This window comes from Streptomyces zaomyceticus, assembly GCF_014656215.1.
Classification (GTDB): domain Bacteria; phylum Actinomycetota; class Actinomycetes; order Streptomycetales; family Streptomycetaceae; genus Streptomyces; species Streptomyces zaomyceticus.
This window is the reverse complement of sequence record NZ_BNBZ01000002.1, coordinates 1-17129: the sequence shown is the minus strand read 5'-3', so window position 1 is coordinate 17129 and position 17129 is coordinate 1. Positions and strand designations below refer to the sequence as shown.

At 74.1% G+C, this 17129-nt stretch carries 14 protein-coding genes and 1 pseudogene; 2 read left to right on the top strand and 13 right to left on the bottom strand.

All coding sequences use genetic code 11. The features are described 5' to 3' along the window. Window positions 1-96: 96 nt before the first annotated feature. Complete coding sequence (locus tag IE311_RS03110; RefSeq protein ID WP_189829961.1) at window positions 97-876, top strand: VOC family protein; 780 nt, start codon at window positions 97-99, stop codon at window positions 874-876. Window positions 877-997: 121 nt separating this feature from the next. Next, entirely contained in the window at window positions 998-1498 is a 501-nt protein-coding gene (locus tag IE311_RS03105; protein WP_189829960.1) for a GNAT family N-acetyltransferase, read from the top strand. Between the two features lie 128 nt (window positions 1499-1626). On the opposite strand, the gene IE311_RS03100 is transcribed toward IE311_RS03105, so the two are convergent. The 13 genes and pseudogenes from IE311_RS03100 to IE311_RS03040 form a co-directional block, all read right to left on the bottom strand. Further along, a complete protein-coding gene (locus IE311_RS03100; protein ID WP_189829959.1) occupies window positions 1627-2379 on the bottom strand; it encodes a PIG-L deacetylase family protein in 753 nt (250 codons plus the stop codon). Then, window positions 2376-3308: an SIS domain-containing protein gene (locus IE311_RS03095; protein ID WP_189829958.1), complete on the bottom strand. Its 933-nt coding sequence runs from the start codon at window positions 3306-3308 to the stop codon at window positions 2376-2378. The genes IE311_RS03100 and IE311_RS03095 overlap by 4 nt, the downstream gene beginning before the upstream one ends. A 91-nt stretch (window positions 3309-3399) precedes the next feature. After that, window positions 3400-4569, bottom strand: a complete 1170-nt coding sequence (locus tag IE311_RS03090) for a GntR family transcriptional regulator (RefSeq protein ID WP_189829957.1) — start codon at window positions 4567-4569, stop codon at window positions 3400-3402. A 68-nt stretch (window positions 4570-4637) separates the two neighbouring features. Then, window positions 4638-5944, bottom strand: a pseudogene (locus tag IE311_RS03085) (alpha/beta fold hydrolase). Window positions 5945-6021: 77 nt separating this feature from the next. Then, window positions 6022-7491 carry a cellulase family glycosylhydrolase gene (locus IE311_RS03080; protein WP_189829956.1) on the bottom strand — a complete coding sequence of 490 codons (1470 nt, stop codon included), beginning with the start codon at window positions 7489-7491 and terminating at the stop codon, window positions 6022-6024. Window positions 7492-7689: 198 nt separating this feature from the next. Next, window positions 7690-8607 carry an ABC transporter substrate-binding protein gene (locus IE311_RS03075; protein WP_189830311.1) on the bottom strand — a complete coding sequence of 306 codons (918 nt, stop codon included), beginning with the start codon at window positions 8605-8607 and terminating at the stop codon, window positions 7690-7692. A gap of 50 nt (window positions 8608-8657) precedes the next feature. Then, window positions 8658-9332 (bottom strand): ABC transporter permease, encoded by a 675-nt coding sequence (locus IE311_RS03070; protein WP_189829955.1) that lies wholly within the window; start codon window positions 9330-9332, stop codon window positions 8658-8660. Then, complete coding sequence (locus IE311_RS03065; protein WP_189829954.1) at window positions 9329-10009, bottom strand: ABC transporter permease; 681 nt, start codon at window positions 10007-10009, stop codon at window positions 9329-9331. The genes IE311_RS03070 and IE311_RS03065 overlap by 4 nt, the downstream gene beginning before the upstream one ends. A gap of 191 nt (window positions 10010-10200) precedes the next feature. Next, window positions 10201-10587, bottom strand: a complete 387-nt coding sequence (locus tag IE311_RS03060; protein ID WP_189829953.1) for a VOC family protein — start codon at window positions 10585-10587, stop codon at window positions 10201-10203. A gap of 130 nt (window positions 10588-10717) precedes the next feature. After that, on the bottom strand, window positions 10718-11548 hold the full coding sequence (gene nadE, locus IE311_RS03055; RefSeq protein WP_189829952.1) for an ammonia-dependent NAD(+) synthetase: 831 nt from the start codon (window positions 11546-11548) through the stop codon (window positions 10718-10720). Window positions 11549-11697: 149 nt separating this feature from the next. Further along, the gene (locus tag IE311_RS03050; RefSeq protein WP_189829951.1) at window positions 11698-12846 is read right to left on the bottom strand and encodes a sulfite oxidase; all 1149 of its coding nucleotides are present in this window, start codon (window positions 12844-12846) and stop codon (window positions 11698-11700) included. 54 nt (window positions 12847-12900) lie between these two features. Further along, window positions 12901-15051 carry an ATP-binding protein gene (locus IE311_RS03045; protein ID WP_229901683.1) on the bottom strand — a complete coding sequence of 717 codons (2151 nt, stop codon included), beginning with the start codon at window positions 15049-15051 and terminating at the stop codon, window positions 12901-12903. Between the two features lie 240 nt (window positions 15052-15291). Then, window positions 15292-16881 carry a molybdopterin-dependent oxidoreductase gene (locus tag IE311_RS03040; RefSeq protein WP_189829949.1) on the bottom strand — a complete coding sequence of 530 codons (1590 nt, stop codon included), beginning with the start codon at window positions 16879-16881 and terminating at the stop codon, window positions 15292-15294. Between the last annotated feature and the right edge of the window lie 248 nt (window positions 16882-17129).

Genomic DNA, 17129 nt, shown 5'->3' with positions numbered 1-17129 from the left:
CGCGGCGGCCGGGGCTGCGCCGCGCGAACCGAGGGGTGAGGATCGGTCATGGTGGCCGGAAACGGCATACGACGACGAGAGGACGGGACACCTCCCATGCTCGGTACGCAGTACACCAAGGGCTCACCCTGCTGGATCGACCTCGGCAGCCCGGACACCGAGGCGGCGGCCGCGTTCTACGGCGCCGTCCTCGGCTGGGAGTGGCGCTCGGCGGGACCGGAGACCGGCGGCTACGGCTTCTTCCAGCAGGACGGCCTCACGGTCGCCGCGCTCGGGCCCCTCACCGAGGAGGGCGCGCACAGCGCCTGGACCGTGTACTTCCAGACCCCGGACGCGGAAGCGACACAGAAGGCCGCCGAGGCGGCGGGCGGAACCGTGCGCGTCGCGGCCCTCGACGTCATGGACGCGGGCCGCATGGCCGCCCTCACCGACCCGGGAAACGCCGAGTTCGCCGTCTGGCAGCCCGGCACCAACAAGGGCCTGGAGCGCACCTCGTCGGCGAACACCCTCGTCTGGGCGGAGCTCCATGTCACCGACCCGGAGGCCGTACTCCCCTTCTACCGGGCCCTGTTCGACTGGCGATGGGCGGAGATGGAGGCGCCCGGCATGATGTACCGGGTGATCTCCACCGCGGAGGGGGACCAGGAGGACGCCTCCTTCGGCGGCGCCGCCGAACTCCAGGACATGAGCGGGACGGCCCGCTGGATCCCCTACTTCGCGGTCGAGGACGCGGACGCGATCGCCGTCTCGACCCAGGGCAACGGTGGCTCGGTCCTGATGCCCGCGGCGGACGTCCCGGACGTCGGCCGCATCGCGTGGCTGGCCGACCCCTTCGGCGCGACCTTCGCCGTACTGAAGCCGGCACCGATGGGCTGAACACCCGCTCGCACACCGCCCGACCACCCGCCCCCGTGCGCGGATCGCCCCCTCGCCCCCCGTTTTCACGTCGGCGAAAGTGGTTTGCCGGGGCCGTGGCCGATGGGTAGCGTCCCCGCTCATGATCCCCGTGCTGCGCACCGAACGGCTCCTGCTCGAGCCCTACGTCCCCGAGGACGAGGAGGCCTTCACGGCGCTCTTCCAGGATCCCCGGGTGTCGCGGTGGATGGGCGACGGCCCGGTTCCCGAGGAGGACGACCGGGCCCTGTTCGGCCGGATCTTCACCAAGGTCTACGCCCGGGGCCTGTTCCCCGTCTGGGCGGTTCGCCGGGACGGCCTGCTGGTCGGGCACGCCGAGATCAAGCCGACCGAGCAGGTCGGGGGCCACGAGATCGTCTACGCGCTCGCCCCGGCGGCCTGGGGCGCCGGTCTGGGGACCGAGGTGGCCGAGACCCTCGTGGCCTACGGCTTCGACACGCTCGGACTGCCCGAGGTCCACGCCACCGTGGCCGAGGAGAACACCGCGTCGCTGGTCCTGCTGGGCAGGATCGGCTTCGAGCACGTGCGGGACATCACCGAGGAGGACGGCGGCATCACGCGGGTGCTGACCCGCCGCCCCTGACGACCGGGCCCCTGCTCCGGGGAGTACGCCCCGGAGCAGGCCACGGGTCCGTGCGCGGGTCCGTCACCGGCTCCGGTCCGCCGGCGGGGCCGCCACCGGGGCCGGCCCCAGGACCGGCCCCGGATCCGTCAGCGAGCGAAGAGTTCGAAGGTCACCGCCGGACGGTCGCCGAAGCGCTCGGCGGAGCGGCCGGTCGCCGCCGTGAGGAAGGAGCGGACGTACTGCTCCGGATCCTCGTCCGTCAGGGCCTCGATGTAGGCACGGTGACAGAGGAGCGAGCGGATCGCCCGCTCCAGGCCCGGGGCGGCGTCGACCGCGTGGGTCGGGGTGCTGGAGGCCGCGACCGCCACCCAGCGCACCCCGTCCCAGGGCTCCAGCCCCTCGTCGGCGAGCTCGGTGAAGATCCAGCGGTTTCCGGCGTCGGCCGCGGCGTCGAGCGTGGCCCGGCCGACGGCGAGATGGTCCGGGGTGTTCCAGGGGGCGCCGGGGCCCCCGCCCCAGGTGTCACGGTGGTTGAGGGTGATGACGAGCTCCGGCCGGTGCCGGCGGATCGCGGCCGCGATGTCACGCCGCAGCCCCAGCCCGTACTCGATCACCCCGTCGCGGTGGTCGAGGAAATCGACCGTGTCCACGCCGACGACGGCCGCGCTGTCCCGCTGCTCCTGCTCGCGCAGCGGACCGCAGACGTCCGGGGCGAGGCCGTCGATGCCCGCCTCACCGCGGGTGGCGAGGACGTAGACGACCTCCTTCCCGGCGTCCGTCCAGTCGGCGACGGCCGCGGCGCAGCCGTACTCCAGGTCGTCGGGGTGGGCGACGACGGCGAGGGCTCGCTGCCAGTCACCGGGCATCTCCGCGAGGTCCGTGACATCGGTTCCGTTCATGATCGCAGGATACGGGCCGCCTCCGAGGCGGTCGGGCGGAACCCTCCGGAGAGGATCACCGAGCGGGACACGTTCCGGGGCCGGTCGGGGTTGAGTCCGCGCCGGTCGGCGAGGGCGACCGCGAGCCGCTGGGCGCGGACGAGCGCGGCGACCGGGTCGATCGCGTCGGCGGCGAACAGCGCGCCCGTGGACTCCACTTCGTCCCTCAGGCCGGAGGGCGCGGGGCCGAGACACCAGACCAGGCTGGACCGGTCGCTGATGCTGATCGGGCCGTGGCGGTACTCCATCGCCGCGTACGACTCCGTCCAGGCGCGCGCCACCTCGCGCAGCTTGAGGGCCGCCTCGTCGGCGAGCCCGACGGTCCAGCCGGTGCCCAGGAAGGTGAACTGGCCGCGCCGCTCCCAGGCGGCGGGCAGCCGCTCGTACAGGACGAGTTCGGCGTCGGCGATCGCGGGACCGAGGTCCACCCCCAGTCCCGCGCGCAGGAGTTGGAGGGCGGTGGTCGCGAACCGGGTCTGCACGACGGAGCGTTCGTCGGCGAAGCCGAGGTCGACGACCCGGTCGGCGAGCTGCCCGGCGGGGCTGTCGGGCACGCCGGTGAGGACGAGCGCCGGGATCCTCCCGGCCGCGGCGGCGAGCAGCTGCACCACCTCCGTGGTGGTGCCGGAGCGGGTGAGGGCCACGATCCGGTCGTACCCGCGGCCGAGCGGCGTGGAGTCGGAGGCGGGGAAGGCGTCGGTCTCGCCCCCGCCGAGGGACTCGCGCAGTGCGGCGTAGGCACGTGCCACGAAGTACGAGGTGCCACAGCCGACCACCGCCACGCGCTCGCCGGGGGCGGGCAGCCGGCCGGCGTCGCGGTCGGCGATCTCGGCGGCCCGTCGCCAGCAGTCGGGCTGGCCGGCGATCTCCGCGCTGACGTGGGTGCTCATGTCCGGGTCCTCTCCTCGCAGGGGTCCCCGCGCGGGGTCCGGACCGAGTTCTACCGGCAGGTGCCGAGAGCACTCCATGAGCAATGGGAACTCACTCCTTGGACTTTTGGGCGCCGCCCGTGTCATGGCCTCCTGCCCCGGCGCCGCCCGCGCGGCCCCGTCCGCCGCCGCAGGAGGCGCGGACGACGAGCCGGGGCCGCAGCTGCACCTGGTGCAGCGGGGCGGCCTCGCCCTCGGCCAGGCGCCGGAGCAGGATCTGCGCGGCGAGCCGGCCGAGCTGGTACTTGGGCGGGGACACGGCGGTCAGCGGGGTCTCCGCGACATCGGCGAACTCGTTGTCGTAGCTGATCAGGGCGAGGTCGTCCGGGACGCCCACCCCGGCACGGCGCGCGGCCCCGAGGATCAGCGCGGCCTCCCGGTCGCCGAAGCAGAGCGCGGCGGTGACACCGGCGGCGCGCAGCGCGGCGAGCGCCCGGTCGGCGCGGTCCGGGTCCCAGCGGGCCATCACGTCCCGTTCGTACGGCGGGTCCCCGGGCAGTCCGAAGTCGTCGAGGGCGCGGGCGAAGCCCGACTCGATGGGGGCGGTGGTGGGTGCGTCGGTACGCGCGACGAGACCGATCCGCTCGTGGCCGAGGGCGCGCAGATGACGGACCGCGTCGTAGGCGCCGCCCTCGTGGTCGGTGCAGACGTGCTCGGTGGGGTCGCCGGGGCCGTGGGCGGCGAGGCGTCGCTCGACGAGTACGGCCGGGACGGGCAGGGCGAGGAGCTCCTCGGCCCGTCGGCCGGGGTCGGTGGCGGTGTGGAGGCTGGGGACGAGGAGGAGGCCGTGGACCCCGGCGGAGAGGAGACGTTCGACGGCGGCGTCCTCCTCGTCGGGGTCGTAGTGGGAGCAGGCGAGGACGAGGCGGGCCCCGGCCGCCGCGAGTTCCTTCTCGATGCCCTGGAGGACCCTCGGGTAGTAGAACGTGGTGTCGGGGACGAGGACGCCGACGATCCGCCGGCCGGTGTCGCCGCGTTCGGGCCGGTGGGCGGCGAACGTGCCCGCGCCCTGCCGGCGTTCGACGAGCCCGAGGGCGACGAGGTCCTCGTAGGCGCGGCGGACGGTCGTCACGGAGAGACCCGTCTCGGTGGCGAGGGCGCGTTCGGTGGGGAGCTTGCTGCCGGGCGGCCACGTGCCGTCGAGGATGCCGCGCCGCAGCTCGGCCATGAGGGCCCGGAACTTCAGCTCCCGGCCGGAGGCCGGTGTCTCGCGTCCCGTCATCCGGACCCCCTCGTGCGATGCGGCGCGCCGGCTCGTCCGACGGCGCGCCGCATCCTATGCCGTGATGATCAGATCTCGTCCCGGGAGAGTGCGAGCAGCCGGTCGAGGACCCGCGGTCCCCCGGCCCGTACGCCGTCGTGCTCGAACTCGTCCGTCACCCAGGTGCGCAGGCCGCGGATCGTGCGGGCGGTGTCGAGGGAATGGGCGGTGTCCACGTACATGTCGTCGTGGTAGACGGCGGCGGCGACCGGGACCGTGTTGGCGGCGAGCCGCTCGGGGTCGTAGAGCGGGGTCCAGTCGGTGCGGGCCGCCAGGAGTTCCGCGGTCTCGCGGAGCGGGCGCAGGGCGGGGTCGGTGGTGAAGTGCCAGGGGTGGACGGTCTCCCCGGTGAGGAGGAGGGGCCGGCCCTCGGCGAGCGCGGTGCGGGCGTCGAACTCGGGGTACTCGGCGCGGACCCGCTCGGCGGCCCAGTCGGTGGGGCCCCGGCCCTGGGCGTAGATGGCCTCGTGGAGCACGGCGTACAGCGGGTGTCCGGCGTACGACAGGTGGGCCTGGACCTGCTCCAGGAAGGCGTCGGAGAGCGCGGGTCCGCCCGGGTGGGGACGAAGGCGCCCTCCAGGAGCAGATGGAGCTGGTGGGTGCCGTCGCCGGAGCCGAGGAGGATGCCGAGGGACTGGAAGGCCTCGGGGGTGAGCCGGCCGCCGCCGGGGAGGGTGGTCTCGCGGTCGACGAGGTGGGCGACGACGGCGCGGGCCCGTTCGGCGTCCTGCGGGTAGCGGGCGAAGTGGGCCTCGTTCTTGCGCCGGATCCGGGGGTACGCGGCCCGGTAGACCTCGTCGGCGGTGGCGTCCAGCGAGGGCAGTCCGCCGGTGATCAGGACGCGCTCCAGGCCCTGGGGCGCGGTCGAGAGGTAGTGGGTGGCGCAGAAGCCGCCGAAGCTCTGGCCGAGGACGGTCCAGGGGGCGCCGCCGGTGAGCCGGCGGCGGATCGTCTCGCAGTCCTTGACGATGGAGTCGGCGCGGAAGTGGGCGAGGTAGTCGGCCTGCTCGGCCGGGGTGCCGCGGAGCGGCAGGGTCTGGCGGTTGGCGGGGGTGGAACGGCCGGTGCCCCGCTGGTCCAGGAGAAGGACGCGGAACTCCTTGACGGCCCGGCCCAGCCAGGCCTGCGGGCCGATGAAGCGGCGGGCACCGAAGCCCGGGCCGCCCTCCAGGTAGACCAGCCAGGGGAGCCGCTCCCGGTCGGCTCCGGCGTTGCCGCTCGCGACGACCTCACGGCCGAAGACCTCGATCCGCTCGCCGTCGGGGCGGGAGTGGTCGAGGGGGACGGGGAAGCGGTGGTCGGTGAGGACGAGTCCGGGGTGCCGGTAGGTGGTCACGCTGTTCCTGCTCCTGTTCGGTACGCCCCCGCGAGGACAGTGGATCACACGGCGGGGGCGTACCGGGGGCAGGGTCGTCAGGAGGTCGGGAAGTCGTCCGCGGTCCGGATGCGGTCCCGGATCCAGACACCGGCCGGCTTCAGGGAGCTCGTGCCGGTCCAGGTTCCGCCGGCGTTGCACGTGCCGGTCTTGAAGACGGCGCCGCTGCGCTCGTCGTCCGAGAAGTTCCAGTTGACCCAGCTGATCTTCTTCGCGGCCATGAGGTCGAGGAAGCGCTGCGACATCGCGAAGTCGTTGTCGCCCTCACCGGCGTAGTTCTGGGTGCCGAACTCGGTGACGAAGACGGGGAGCTTGTCGGCGGCGCGGGACAGGGTGTTCAGGTACTCGTCCCGGTGGGAGTACGCGTAGAAGTGGAAGGTGTACATGATGTTGGTGGCGTTCACCGGGCTGGACACGACCTCGGACTCGTTCGCGCCGTCGGAGACGCCGAGGGAGGACCACGCCCGGGTGCCGACGAGGATCGGGGTCTCGGCGTCCTTGGCGCGGACGACCGGGATGAGCTGTTCGGCGTAGCTCTTGATACGGGACCAGGCGACGCCGTTCGGCTCGTTGGCGATCTCGTACAGCAGGTTGGTCTTGGCGCCGTGGCGCTGGGCGATCTCGGTGAAGAAGGTCTTGGCGCGGGCGAGGTTGTAGTGCGGGTCGCCCGGGTCGAGCATGTGCCAGTCGACGATCACGTACATGCCGCGCGCGGTGGCCTGCTCGATGAGGGAGTGGGCGAGGTCGGTGTACTTGCGCGGGTCGGTCTCGTAGCCCTCCTCCTGGACGTAGGTGGAGACGCGCAGGACGTCGGCCTTCCAGTCCTTGGCGAGGGCGTCGAGCGAGCCGCCGGTCAGACACTGGCTGTACCACTGGGTGCCGTGGCTGGACATGCCGCGCAGCTGGATCGGCTTGTTGTACTGGTTGCAGAGCTTGGTGCCGCAGACCTTGAGCTGCCCGTTGATCGCGGCGGGGGTGCTGCCGGTGGTGGGCGGCGTGGTGGCGTTGTCGACGGTGAGGTGGTCGACGTTGGGGCCGCCGTTGGCGGTGGTGGCGGTGGCGCGGACGGTGTTGGCGCCGGCCTTGAGGGTGGTGGTGACGGTGGTGGTGGCCCAGTTCGTCCAGGCTCCGGTGCCGGCGAAGGCCTTTCCGGAGGCGGCGACGGCGCCGTTGACGGCGATGTCCATGGGGCGGTCGGTGGTGGTGCCGTTGGCGTAGCGCAGGGTGAGGGTGGCGGGGCCGGCCTGGGCGGCGTTGACGTTCCACTGGACGTAACTTCCGGTGGTGTTGTCGTAGTTGACGAATCCGTTGCCGGTGAATCCGGTGTGGTTGGACTCGACGAGACCCTGGGAGACGGTGGCCGTCTCGGCCTCGTGGGTGACGGGTGCGGCGCTCGCGGTGGGGGTCGTGGTGGCGAGGCCGAGGAGCAGGGCGCCGAGGGCGGTTCCCGCGACACCGAGGCGTCGGAGGCCGGGTCCTGCGGATCGTGCGGATCGTGCCGAAGTCATGGGGGTCTCCACGGAACGACGAACGAGGTCTGGGGACAGTGCGGTTGGTGCGGAGGGAAGGTCCTGACTGGAAGGAAACTTTCCTAACGGATGAATAGCAGGGCCGCGAACTCCCTCGCAAGGGTCAGGACAAGAGACGCTGTTCAGCGGGCTGACAGTCCGGCCCCGATGACGGCCGTGCCGGCGGCCGTCATGTCCTCAGCGCGGAATGAGCCCCTTGGCGACGAGATAGTTCCGCGCCACGTCCTCGGGAAGGCGCCGCCAACTGTCCACCTGCTCGTTGAGTCGGGCCAGATCGGCCGTGGTCAGGACCGTGTTGAGGCGGGAGAGGGCCCGGGTGACACCCGCGCTCCCGGACCTGGCCCGGTTGACGACGGGGACGATGTGATCGGCGTTCTGCAGGTGTTTGTCGTCGGCGAGCAGGACCAGCCCGAACTCGTCGAGCGTGGCGTCGGTGGTCGTGGTGAGCACCAGCTGGTCCTGCCCGCTCTGTACGGCCTGCTTGGCCGGGGTGGTACCGACGCCCTTGGGGTCGACGGCCGTCACGTCGATGCCGTAGACCTCCCGCAGACCGGGGGCGCAGTACGGCCGCCGGACGCACTCGTCACCCGCCGCGAGCCTGACGGGCAGGCCGCTGGCACCGAGGTCGCTGAGGGTCTTCAGCCGGTGCTCGGCGGCGAAGACGGTGGTCACGGCGAAGGCGTTCTGGTCGACGGCGCGGCCCGGGTCGAGGACGACGAGCCCGCGCGGGGCCGCGAGCGCCCGGAGCGCCGTCATGGTCTCGGCGAGGTCGGGCGAGCCGACGGTGGGTGCGTCGGGCCCGTTGGCCTTGGCGTTCAGCCAGTCGGCGAAGGTCGCCGCGTACTCGGCCACGACATCGATCTGGCCCCGCTCCAGGGCGGGTTCGTAGAGCTCGCGGTTGGTGACGGAGAGGATCCTCGTCCCGTAACCGGCCTCTTCGAGCAGCAGGGCGTACATCTGGGCGAGCAGGTCGCTCTCGGTGAACCCGGCCGATCCGACGGTCAGATGACGGCTGTCGCCCGGCGGAGCGGTGACCGCCCCCTGGGCCTCCAGGGACGGGCCGGTGGCACAGCCGCCGAGAACGCCGCAGCCCACGAGGACGAGAACGAGGGCGGCGGCGCGGCAGGACCCGCGGGGCGGTCTCCTCACGCGCCGCTCCCCCGCCCCCCGGTGTTCGCCAGGCGCTGGACGCCCTCGAAGGCCCCCTCCACGAGGAGCGCGAGCACGGCGACGAGACAGGCCCCCGCGACGACCTGCGGGGTGGAGGCGAGGTTGAACCCGGCGGTGATGATCCGGCCGAGCCCGCCGCCGCCGGCGAGCGCGGCCACGGTCGCGGTGGCGACCAGCTGGACCGCGGCGATCCTTACACCGGTGAGGATCAGTGGCATCGCGAGGGGCAGTTCGACCCGGGCGAGGGTCTGCCGGCCCGTCATACCCATGCCGCGGGCGGCCCGTACGACATCGGCGTCGACGCCCCGCACCCCCACGTACGCGTTGGTCAGCAGGGGCGGCACGGCGAACAGGACCAGGGCGACGATCGTCGGCCAGTCGCCGTACGAACCGATCGGGCTGAGCAGGAGCAGCACGAGCACCGCGAAGGTGGGGACGGCCCGGCCGGCGTTGGAGAGGTTCACGGCGAGCGCGCCGCCCTTGCCGAGGTGCCCGAGGACGAGGGCGACCGGCAGGGCGATCGCACAGCTGATGGCCAGGGAGACGACGGTGAGGAAGAGGTGCTCGCCGAGGCGGTTCCAGACACCGTCCTCGCCGGACCAGTGTGCGGCGGTGGTGAGCCAGGACCAGGCGTCGGCGAGGACGTTCACGCGGCCCGCCCCCGGGTCCAGGGGGTGAGCAGGTGCTGGGCGCCGAGCAGGAGCAGGTCGGCGGCGGCGGCGATCAGGACGCACAGCACGGAGGCGGTGAGGACCTGCGCCTTGAAGTACGTGTTCATCCCGGAGTAGATGAGGTTCCCCAGACCGCCGTGGCCGACGATCGCGCCGATCGTGACGAGGGAGACCGCGGAGACCGTGGCGATCCGCAGCCCGGCCATGGCGGCGGGCAGGGCGAGGGGCAGCTCGACCGCGAGGAGGAGCCGGAGCGGACCGTAGCCGAGGCCGCGCGCCGCCTGCCGGGTCTCCTCCGGGACGGCACGGAGCCCGGCGAGGATGTTCCGGACGAGGAGGGTCAGCGAGTACAGGACGAGGCCGGCCACAACCAGGGCGGCGGAGAGCCCGTACACCGGCAGGAGCAGCGAGAACATCGCGAGGGACGGGATCGTGTACAGCAGCGTGGTGACCCCCAGGACCGGCCCCGCCGCCCAGCGCCTGCGGCGGGCGAGCACCGCGAGGGGCAGCGCGAGCACCAGGCCGAGGGCGACGGAGACGAAGGTCAGCTGGAGGTGCTGGACGACGGCGTCGGTGAGGATCTCGCTCCGGGTGGAGAGATAGGCGCCGCAGATCCACTCGTTGCGGGCGAGGCAGTCGTCGGGCGGCGCGATCACCCTCCCATTCGAGGCGGTAGGGCGCTGCCGCGCACGTGGGCCGGTCCGTTCGGGGCGCACGGCGTGCGGGGGCGGCGGGCCGGACCGTACGGGAACGGGAGGCCCCGTACGGGAACGGGAGGCCGGTCAGCCGGACCGTACAGGGGCGGTGGGCGCCCCGGCGGGAGCGAGCGGGCCGGGATCGTGGTGGCTCAAGGCTCCTGAAGCACCGACAGGACGTTGCCCGCCGGGTCCGTGAACCAGGCGATGGCCGGTCCGCCCTCGACCCGCACGATTCCCTTGTCGTCGGCCTCGAAGCCCTCGTACCGCTCCAGGGTCACTCCGCGCCCCGTCAGCTCGTCCACGGCGCGGTCGATGTCGTCGACCGCGAAATTGAGGATCGTGAAGGTGGCGGGGGCGTGGTCGTCCTTGGGATAGACGAAGACCCTCGTCCCGCCCGCCAGGGTGAGGAAGAGCATCCGCATGTCGTCCTGACCCTCCTCGTCCACCTTCAGGCCGAGGGTCTCCCCGTAGAAGCGCCGGGCGGCGTCGAGGTCGTCGACCGAGAAGCCGCTGAATGCCGAGGTTTCGCCGAACATGACGTGCTCCTATCCGGGGGCCCGTCCTGGGCACCCCTTCCAGGATCCGCCGACTGTCCGCCGCCCGCCGCTCCGGCCGGGCCGGCGGGCGGGTGCGGGTGGGCGGGTGCGGCGGGCGGTGCGGCGTCGCTCAGGGCGCGATCGGCAGCTGACGCTTGTGCTCGGTGAGCTCGTACCGGCGCACGATCGAGGCGAAAGCGGCCTCGTCGACGGGCTTCCCCTCCAGGAAGTCGTCGATGTCGTCGTACGTGACGCCGAGGGCGTCCTCGTCGGGCTTGCCCGGGTCCAGGGTCTCCAGGTCGGCCGTCGGGGTCTTCCACACCAGCTCGGCCGGGGCGCCGAGCTCGGCGGCGACCGCGCGGACGCGCCGCTTGGTGAGGCCGGTGAGCGGCACGACGTCGGCGGCTCCGTCGCCGAACTTGGTGAAGAAGCCGGAGACGGCCTCGGCGGCGTGGTCGGTGCCGACGACGAGCCCGTCGTGGGCTCCGGCGACCGCGTACTGGGCGACCATCCGCTGCCGGGCCTTGATGTTGCCCTGCACGAAGTCCTGGTGGTGGGCGTCGCGGAAGGCCGTGCCACCGGCGAGGGCGGCGGCCAGGGCCGCGTCGCTCGCGGCCTTGACGTCCACGGTGAGGACGGAGTCGGCGCGGATGAAGGCGAGGGCCGTCTGCGCGTCCTTCTCGTCGGCCTGGACACCGTACGGCAGGCGCATCGCGTAGAAGGTGGCGTCGTGACCGGCGGCGCGGGCGCGCTCCACGGCGAGCTGGCAGAGCCGTCCGGCGGTGGTGGAGTCGACGCCGCCGCTGATGCCGAGGACGAGGGAGCGCAGACCGGTGGAGGTGAGCCGCTCGGTGAGGAAGGCCACGCGGCGCTCGATCTCGGCCCGCGGGTCGAAGGTCTCGGCCACCTGGAGGTCCCGGGCGATCTGCTGCTGGAGGGCGGTGGACGCCGGGTCGGTCACGGGGGTCTCCTCGTCAGGTCAGGGGCTACGGCAGTCGACTCTACGCACCCGGACCGGCGCGCGTCGCCCTGCCCCGTACCTCCTGACCTGCCGCTCGGCGGTGCGGCGACCCCAGCGGCCCCGCCGTCGGGCCCGCGGGGGGGTGTCGACTACGCCGCCCCACGCGCAGCGGTCGCGTCGGGGGTGCAGAGGACCTCGACCCGCTGGACGAGGTTGTTCGCGAAGCCGCCCCGGTTCCAGGCTTCGGCCAGGGGCTGGACGTTGCCCTCCGCGTCGGTGGCCCGCACCGTCAGATGGCGCAGCCCCGGGGTCGCCGTCCAGGTGGTGTGCCAGGCGGTCCAGGCCCAGGGGTGACCGGGGTCCGGGACGAGTTCGGCCCCGGTCCAGGCCGCCCCGCCGTCCTCGCTGACCTCGACGCGGGTGACCGGCCCGTGGCCCGACCAGGCGCGGCCGGAGAGCGGCACCGGACCGGGGCGGACGACGCGGGTGCGGGACAGGAAGTCGGGGAATCCCGGCGGCACCATCAGGGCACGGGGCGCGATGAGGGTGACCGGCTCCCCCGGGTCCTCGGCCGACTGCCGTACGCGGTAGGCCACGCTCTGCTGGAAGCCGGTGTACGGGGTGGCGGTGAGGGTGATGTCGTGGAGCCACTTCACGTGCGCCATGCCGTACCAACCGGGGACGACGAGCCGGAGCGGGCTGCCGTGCTGCGGGGGCAGGGGCGCCCCGTTCATCCCGTACGCGACGAGGACGTCCCGGGCCGGGTCGGCCGCCGTCGAGAGGGGGAGGCTGCGCCGGTAGTCCTGCTCGACGCCCCGCTCCACACCGTGGTCGGCGCCCGTGAACACCGCCTCGACGGCGTCCTCCGCGATCCCCGCCTCCGCGAGCAGCAGCGAGAGGGGGACACCCGTCCAGTCGGCGGTGCCGACGGCCTCGACCAGCCAGGGCTGGCTCACCGGGCGGGGATTCAGCCGGGCCCGGCCGTTCCCCGCGCACTCCAGGGTCACCCGGCGGGTGACGGCGGGCAGCGCGCGCAGCGCCTCCAGGTCGAGGGCGAAGGCCCTGAGCACCCGGCCGCCGACGGTGAGCCGCCAGCCGTCCGCGTCCGTCGCGGGGATGTCGTAGTGCACGAGGACGTAGTGGAGTCCGGGCGGGGTGACGTCGTACCGCAGCGCCTCCAGGGGAAGTCCGTGGTTGCGGGCGGCGAGGGCCAGCTCCTGCGTCGTGATGCCCTCGTCGGGGCCGGCCACGCGTCCCGGTGCGCTGATGTCGCCCAGCCCGCCCAGGGATCCGTCCATTCCCTCATGGTGCGCCGCCCCCGGGGACGGGGCACGTCGGCGCGGGAGGGGCGCTCAGGACTGCCGGGGGCCCCGCAGCGCCCGGTCCAGGCCGTCCTGGGGAAGCCCGGTCAGGGCGCGGACGAAGATCTCCTCGTAGGCGGGCTCGCCGATGCTCGCGCGGACGGTGTCCGTGTACTTCTCGTGCAGGGCCCGCAGGCCCGGCAGTCCGCGCCGGGGCTGTCCGGTGGAGCGCCAGTACGCCTCCCCGGTGCCGGAGACGTCGGCCGCGCGCTCGCCGTCACCGGCCGCCGCGAGGGCGGTGGCGAGGACGTCGAGCCCGAGGGCGACGCCGAGGCTCGCGCCGAGTCCGCGGGTGCCTTCGAGCATGGCCCGGGCGTGACCGGCGGCGGCCGACGGATCGCCCTCCAGGAGGCCGGTCAGGGCGAGCTGGTACTCCAGGGCGGTGCGGGTCCAGTGTTCGTCGAGCTCCTCGCAGAGGGCGCGCAGGGTGAGCGCCCGGTCCCGGGCCTCGGCGAGCCGGCCGAGGCCGGTGAGGGCGAAGACCCTCACGAGGTGGCAGCGGAGTCGGGCGGCGGAGTCGGCGGGGCCGCCGCGGGCGGCGTCGAGGACATGTCCCACCACGACGTACGCGGCCATCGGCCGGCCGGTGGTGAGGGCGAGGAGCCCGGCGAGGGCCGCGGCGTCGAGGGTCAGGTCCCCGGGGCGGTCCCGGTCGCCGGGATGTCCCGGGCCGTCGGCCGGATGCCGGTCCTCGCCGTACTCGGTGCCGTCCGGGCCCGGCGCGTGATCGGTGTCGGCCGCGCGCTCGTTGTACTCCGTGTACCGGGCCTCCCGGGCGCAGCGCTCGCTGACCTCCTGGGCGGGACCGAACTCGCCCTGGAGGACGAGGGTGACGCCGAGCGCCCACAGGGCACGGGCGCGGGTGCGACCGCGGGCGCCGCTGAGCAGCAGGGCCTGTTCGAGGCCGTCGCGGGCCTCGCGGAGCCGGCCCCGGCAGGACCAGGCGAAGGCGACGGAGCCGATGAGGTCGAGGGCGCCGTCGGGGTCGGTCCGCAGCAGCCGGTCGAGGGCGGTGCGCAGGTCGGTGTGGTGGGCGTCGACGGTCCGGTACCAGCGCAGCTGCCGGGCACCGTGCCACTCGGTCTCCGCCCGCCGCGCCAGGCCCCGGAAGTGGGCGGCGTGCCGGTCGGCGACGGTGCCGGTCTCGCCGGTGCGGTCCAGCCAGGTCGCTCCGTACGCGCGGATCGTGTCGAGCATCCGGAGCCGGCCGACCGCGTCCGGCGGGCGGACCACGGAGGCGCGGACGAGCCCGTCGAGGGCGTCGGGCAGCGTGGCCCGGTTCAGCGGTCCGCCGATGCAGACGGCGGTCGCCGACGCCAGGTCGAAGGGGCCACGGAAGACGGAGAGCCGGGCCCAGAGGAGGCGTTCGAGCGGGGCGCTCAGCTCGTGGCTCCAGCCGATGGCGGCGCGCAGGGTCTGGTGGCGGCTCGGCCACACCCGCTCGGTGTGGGCGAGCAGCTCGAAACGGGCGGAGGGCGGGGCGTCGAACCGGGTGCCGAGCTGGTCCCGGACGGCTTCGGCGCCCTGGAGGCGGATCTGTGCGGCGGCCAGTTCCAGGGCGAGCGGGATGCCTTCGAGACGGACGCAGATCTCCCCGGCGGGCCCGGCGGCGGGGAACCGTTCCCCGGCGGCCCTGCGGAGCAGCTCCAGGGCGTCCCGGCCGGCCGGCGGCAGCGGGTCGAGGGCGACGACCCGCTCCCCCTCGACACCGAGGGGGCTGCGGCTGGTGGCGAGGACGGTGAGCCCGGGGGCGGCGGCGAGGAGTTCGGCGACGAGCCGGGCACAGGGTTCGGCGAGGTGCTCGCAGGAGTCGAGGACGAGCAGCAGCCGGTCGTCGGCGAGCCGGCGGCAGAGCCCGGTGGCCGCCATGCCGGGGGTGTGGTCGGCGAGGTCGACGGAGTCGGCGACGAGCGCGACGAGGAGCCGCTCGCCGTCGAGCTGGCCGAGGTCGGTCCACCAGGCTCCGTCGGGGTACAGACCGGCGGCGCGGTGCGCGGCACGCAGTGCGAGCCGGGTCTTCCCGACTCCCCCGACGCCGGTCACGGTGACGAGGCGGTGCTCCGCCAACGCGGCGGAAACGCGCTTCAGTTCCGTGCGGCGCCCCACGAAACCGGGGTTCTCGTCCGGCAGATGTCCACGCACGGGAGCAGTCTCCCTCATGAGAGCGGTGAACGGGCGGGCGGCACCGGTTCGTTACGAGCCCGGACCGATCCGGCGATGCCTTTCCGACGGTCACGATGCCGCACGGACGACGCCACGGCTAGCCCCTGTTCGAACACCACGGTCACATGGCTCCCTCCTTCGCAGGTCAGGGCCGCTCGGCGCCCCTCCTTCGCCGGTCACGGCCATGCGGCCACCCCCTCGCTCGTCACGACCACTCCCCTACTCCCCTTCGACCGTCACGACGACCGAGTGCCATCCCTGCGCCCCGTCCGGCATGGTGCCGGTGCGCTCCTCCGGCTGGGTGGCGCCGGTGCCGTCGGTGGCGCGGACCGTGAGGGTGTGCCGGCCGGGGGTCGCCGGCCACGGGTACAGCCACTGCCTCCAGGTGTCGCTGCTGTCCTCGGCGCCGAGCTCGGCCCGCTGCCAGGGACCGTCGTCGACGCGTACCTCGACCCGTCGGATCCCCCGGTGCTGGGCCCAGGCGACCCCGGCGATCATCACGGTGCCGGCGGACGGGCGGGCGAAGGAACGGGGGGTGTCGATGCGGGACTGGGTCTTCACGGGCGCCTGGGCGGCCCAGCCGCGCGGGACCCAGTAGGCGTCGTAGGCGGCGAAGGTGGTGAGCTCGATCGAGGTGATCCACTTGCAGGCGGACACGTACCCGTACAGGCCGGGGACGACCATGCGGACCGGGAAACCGTGGGCGAAGGGCAGGGGTTCGCCGTTCATGCCGAAGGCGAGGAGGGCGTCACGGCCGTCCATGACCTGTTCGACGGGGGTGCCGATGGTCATGCCGTCCACGGACCGGGCGACCAGCTGATCGGCGGGGCCGCCCTCGGAGGGCGGGCGTACTCCGGCCTCGCGGAGGAGGTCGGCGAGGGATACGCCGAGCCAGCGGGCGTTGCCGACGTACGGGCCGCCGACCTCGTTCGAGACGCAGGCGAGCGTGATGTCCCGCTCCACGGTCCGCCGGGCCATGAGGTCCCGCAGGGTGAGGGTGAGCTCCTCGCGCACCCCGCTGCCGTGCAGGCGCAGCCGCCAGCGGCCGGCGTCGACCCGGGGCACGACCAGCGCCGTGTCGACCCGGTAGAAGTCGCGGTTGGGGGTGACGAAGGGGCCGATGCCGGGGACACGGAGCTGGGCTCCCGCGGGTACGGCCGGTGCGGGGGACGCGGGCCGGGGCAGCCGCAGGGCCGCCCGGGAGGCGACGGCGTTCTCCTCGACGGGGCTGCCGACCGCCCTGGCGACGGCGGCCGCGCCGGTCGCGGCCAGGCCGGCGGACGCGGCCACGACCAGGAAGTTGCGGCGGTCGGCGCGTGCGCCCCCCGAACCGGCCCGGGACCTCCGGGCGAAGAGGAGGCCGATCAGCCCGTAGAGCAGGACCGCGCCCACGACGGCACCCACCAGCGAGGGCACGGCGTCGAGGGCGGAGTCCGAGTCGGGGCGGGTGACGGCGGCCAGGGCCCCGAGGAGGCCGAAGGCACCGACCGCCGCCGAGCCGAGCAGGCGGTGTCGCAGGGCGAGCAGTCCGATGCCGACGGCGAGCAGTCCGAGGAGGACCAGGATGCCGAGCTGGAGGACGGCCTTGTCGCTCTCGCCGAACGTGCGGATCGCCCACTCCTTGACAGCGGCCGGTGTCCGGTCGACGACGGCTCCGCCGACGGCGGGCACGGGGCCGGCCTCGGGCCGCACCCAGAAGGCGGCGAGGTCGGCGACGGCCAGCGAGACGTATCCGGCGAGCAGACCGCCGACGGCGGCCAGGAGCCGGTCCGTGCGGGTCGCCTCGCGGGATGGGTCGGAGAGGGTCATGCTCCTCATTCGGCATCGACGGCGCTCCGGATGGGCGGATTCACCTGGAAGGTGGACAGGAACGGAACCCCGGGTGGGGCCACCTGGAGCCGGGGGGCGGGGGTCGGGCGTCGGGAGTCGGGCCACCGAGCGTCGGAGGTCGGACCCGCCGAGCTGCCGGGCCGCCGGGCTGCCGGACACCGGGTGTCGGACCCGCCGTGCGCCGCGCGGCGGGCGGCGGGGGGCGGGCGGCCGGGCGGTGGGCGGCC

Bases quoted from the DNA above. Each gene is read 5' to 3' on its own strand.
- IE311_RS03050 (WP_189829951.1), bottom strand. From the start codon at position 12,846: ATGGACGGATCCCTGGGCGGGCTGGGCGACATCAGCGCACCGGGACGC.
- IE311_RS03100 (WP_189829959.1), bottom strand. From the start codon at position 2,379: ATGAACGGAACCGATGTCACGGACCTCGCGGAGATGCCCGGTGACTGG.
- IE311_RS03110 (WP_189829961.1), top strand. From the start codon at position 97: ATGCTCGGTACGCAGTACACCAAGGGCTCACCCTGCTGGATCGACCTC.
- IE311_RS03040 (WP_189829949.1), bottom strand. From the start codon at position 16,881: ATGACCCTCTCCGACCCATCCCGCGAGGCGACCCGCACGGACCGGCTC.
- IE311_RS03090 (WP_189829957.1), bottom strand. From the start codon at position 4,569: ATGACGGGACGCGAGACACCGGCCTCCGGCCGGGAGCTGAAGTTCCGG.
- IE311_RS03060 (WP_189829953.1), bottom strand. From the start codon at position 10,587: ATGTTCGGCGAAACCTCGGCATTCAGCGGCTTCTCGGTCGACGACCTC.
- IE311_RS03095 (WP_189829958.1), bottom strand. From the start codon at position 3,308: ATGAGCACCCACGTCAGCGCGGAGATCGCCGGCCAGCCCGACTGCTGG.
- IE311_RS03080 (WP_189829956.1), bottom strand. From the start codon at position 7,491: ATGACTTCGGCACGATCCGCACGATCCGCAGGACCCGGCCTCCGACGC.
- IE311_RS03105 (WP_189829960.1), top strand. From the start codon at position 998: ATGATCCCCGTGCTGCGCACCGAACGGCTCCTGCTCGAGCCCTACGTC.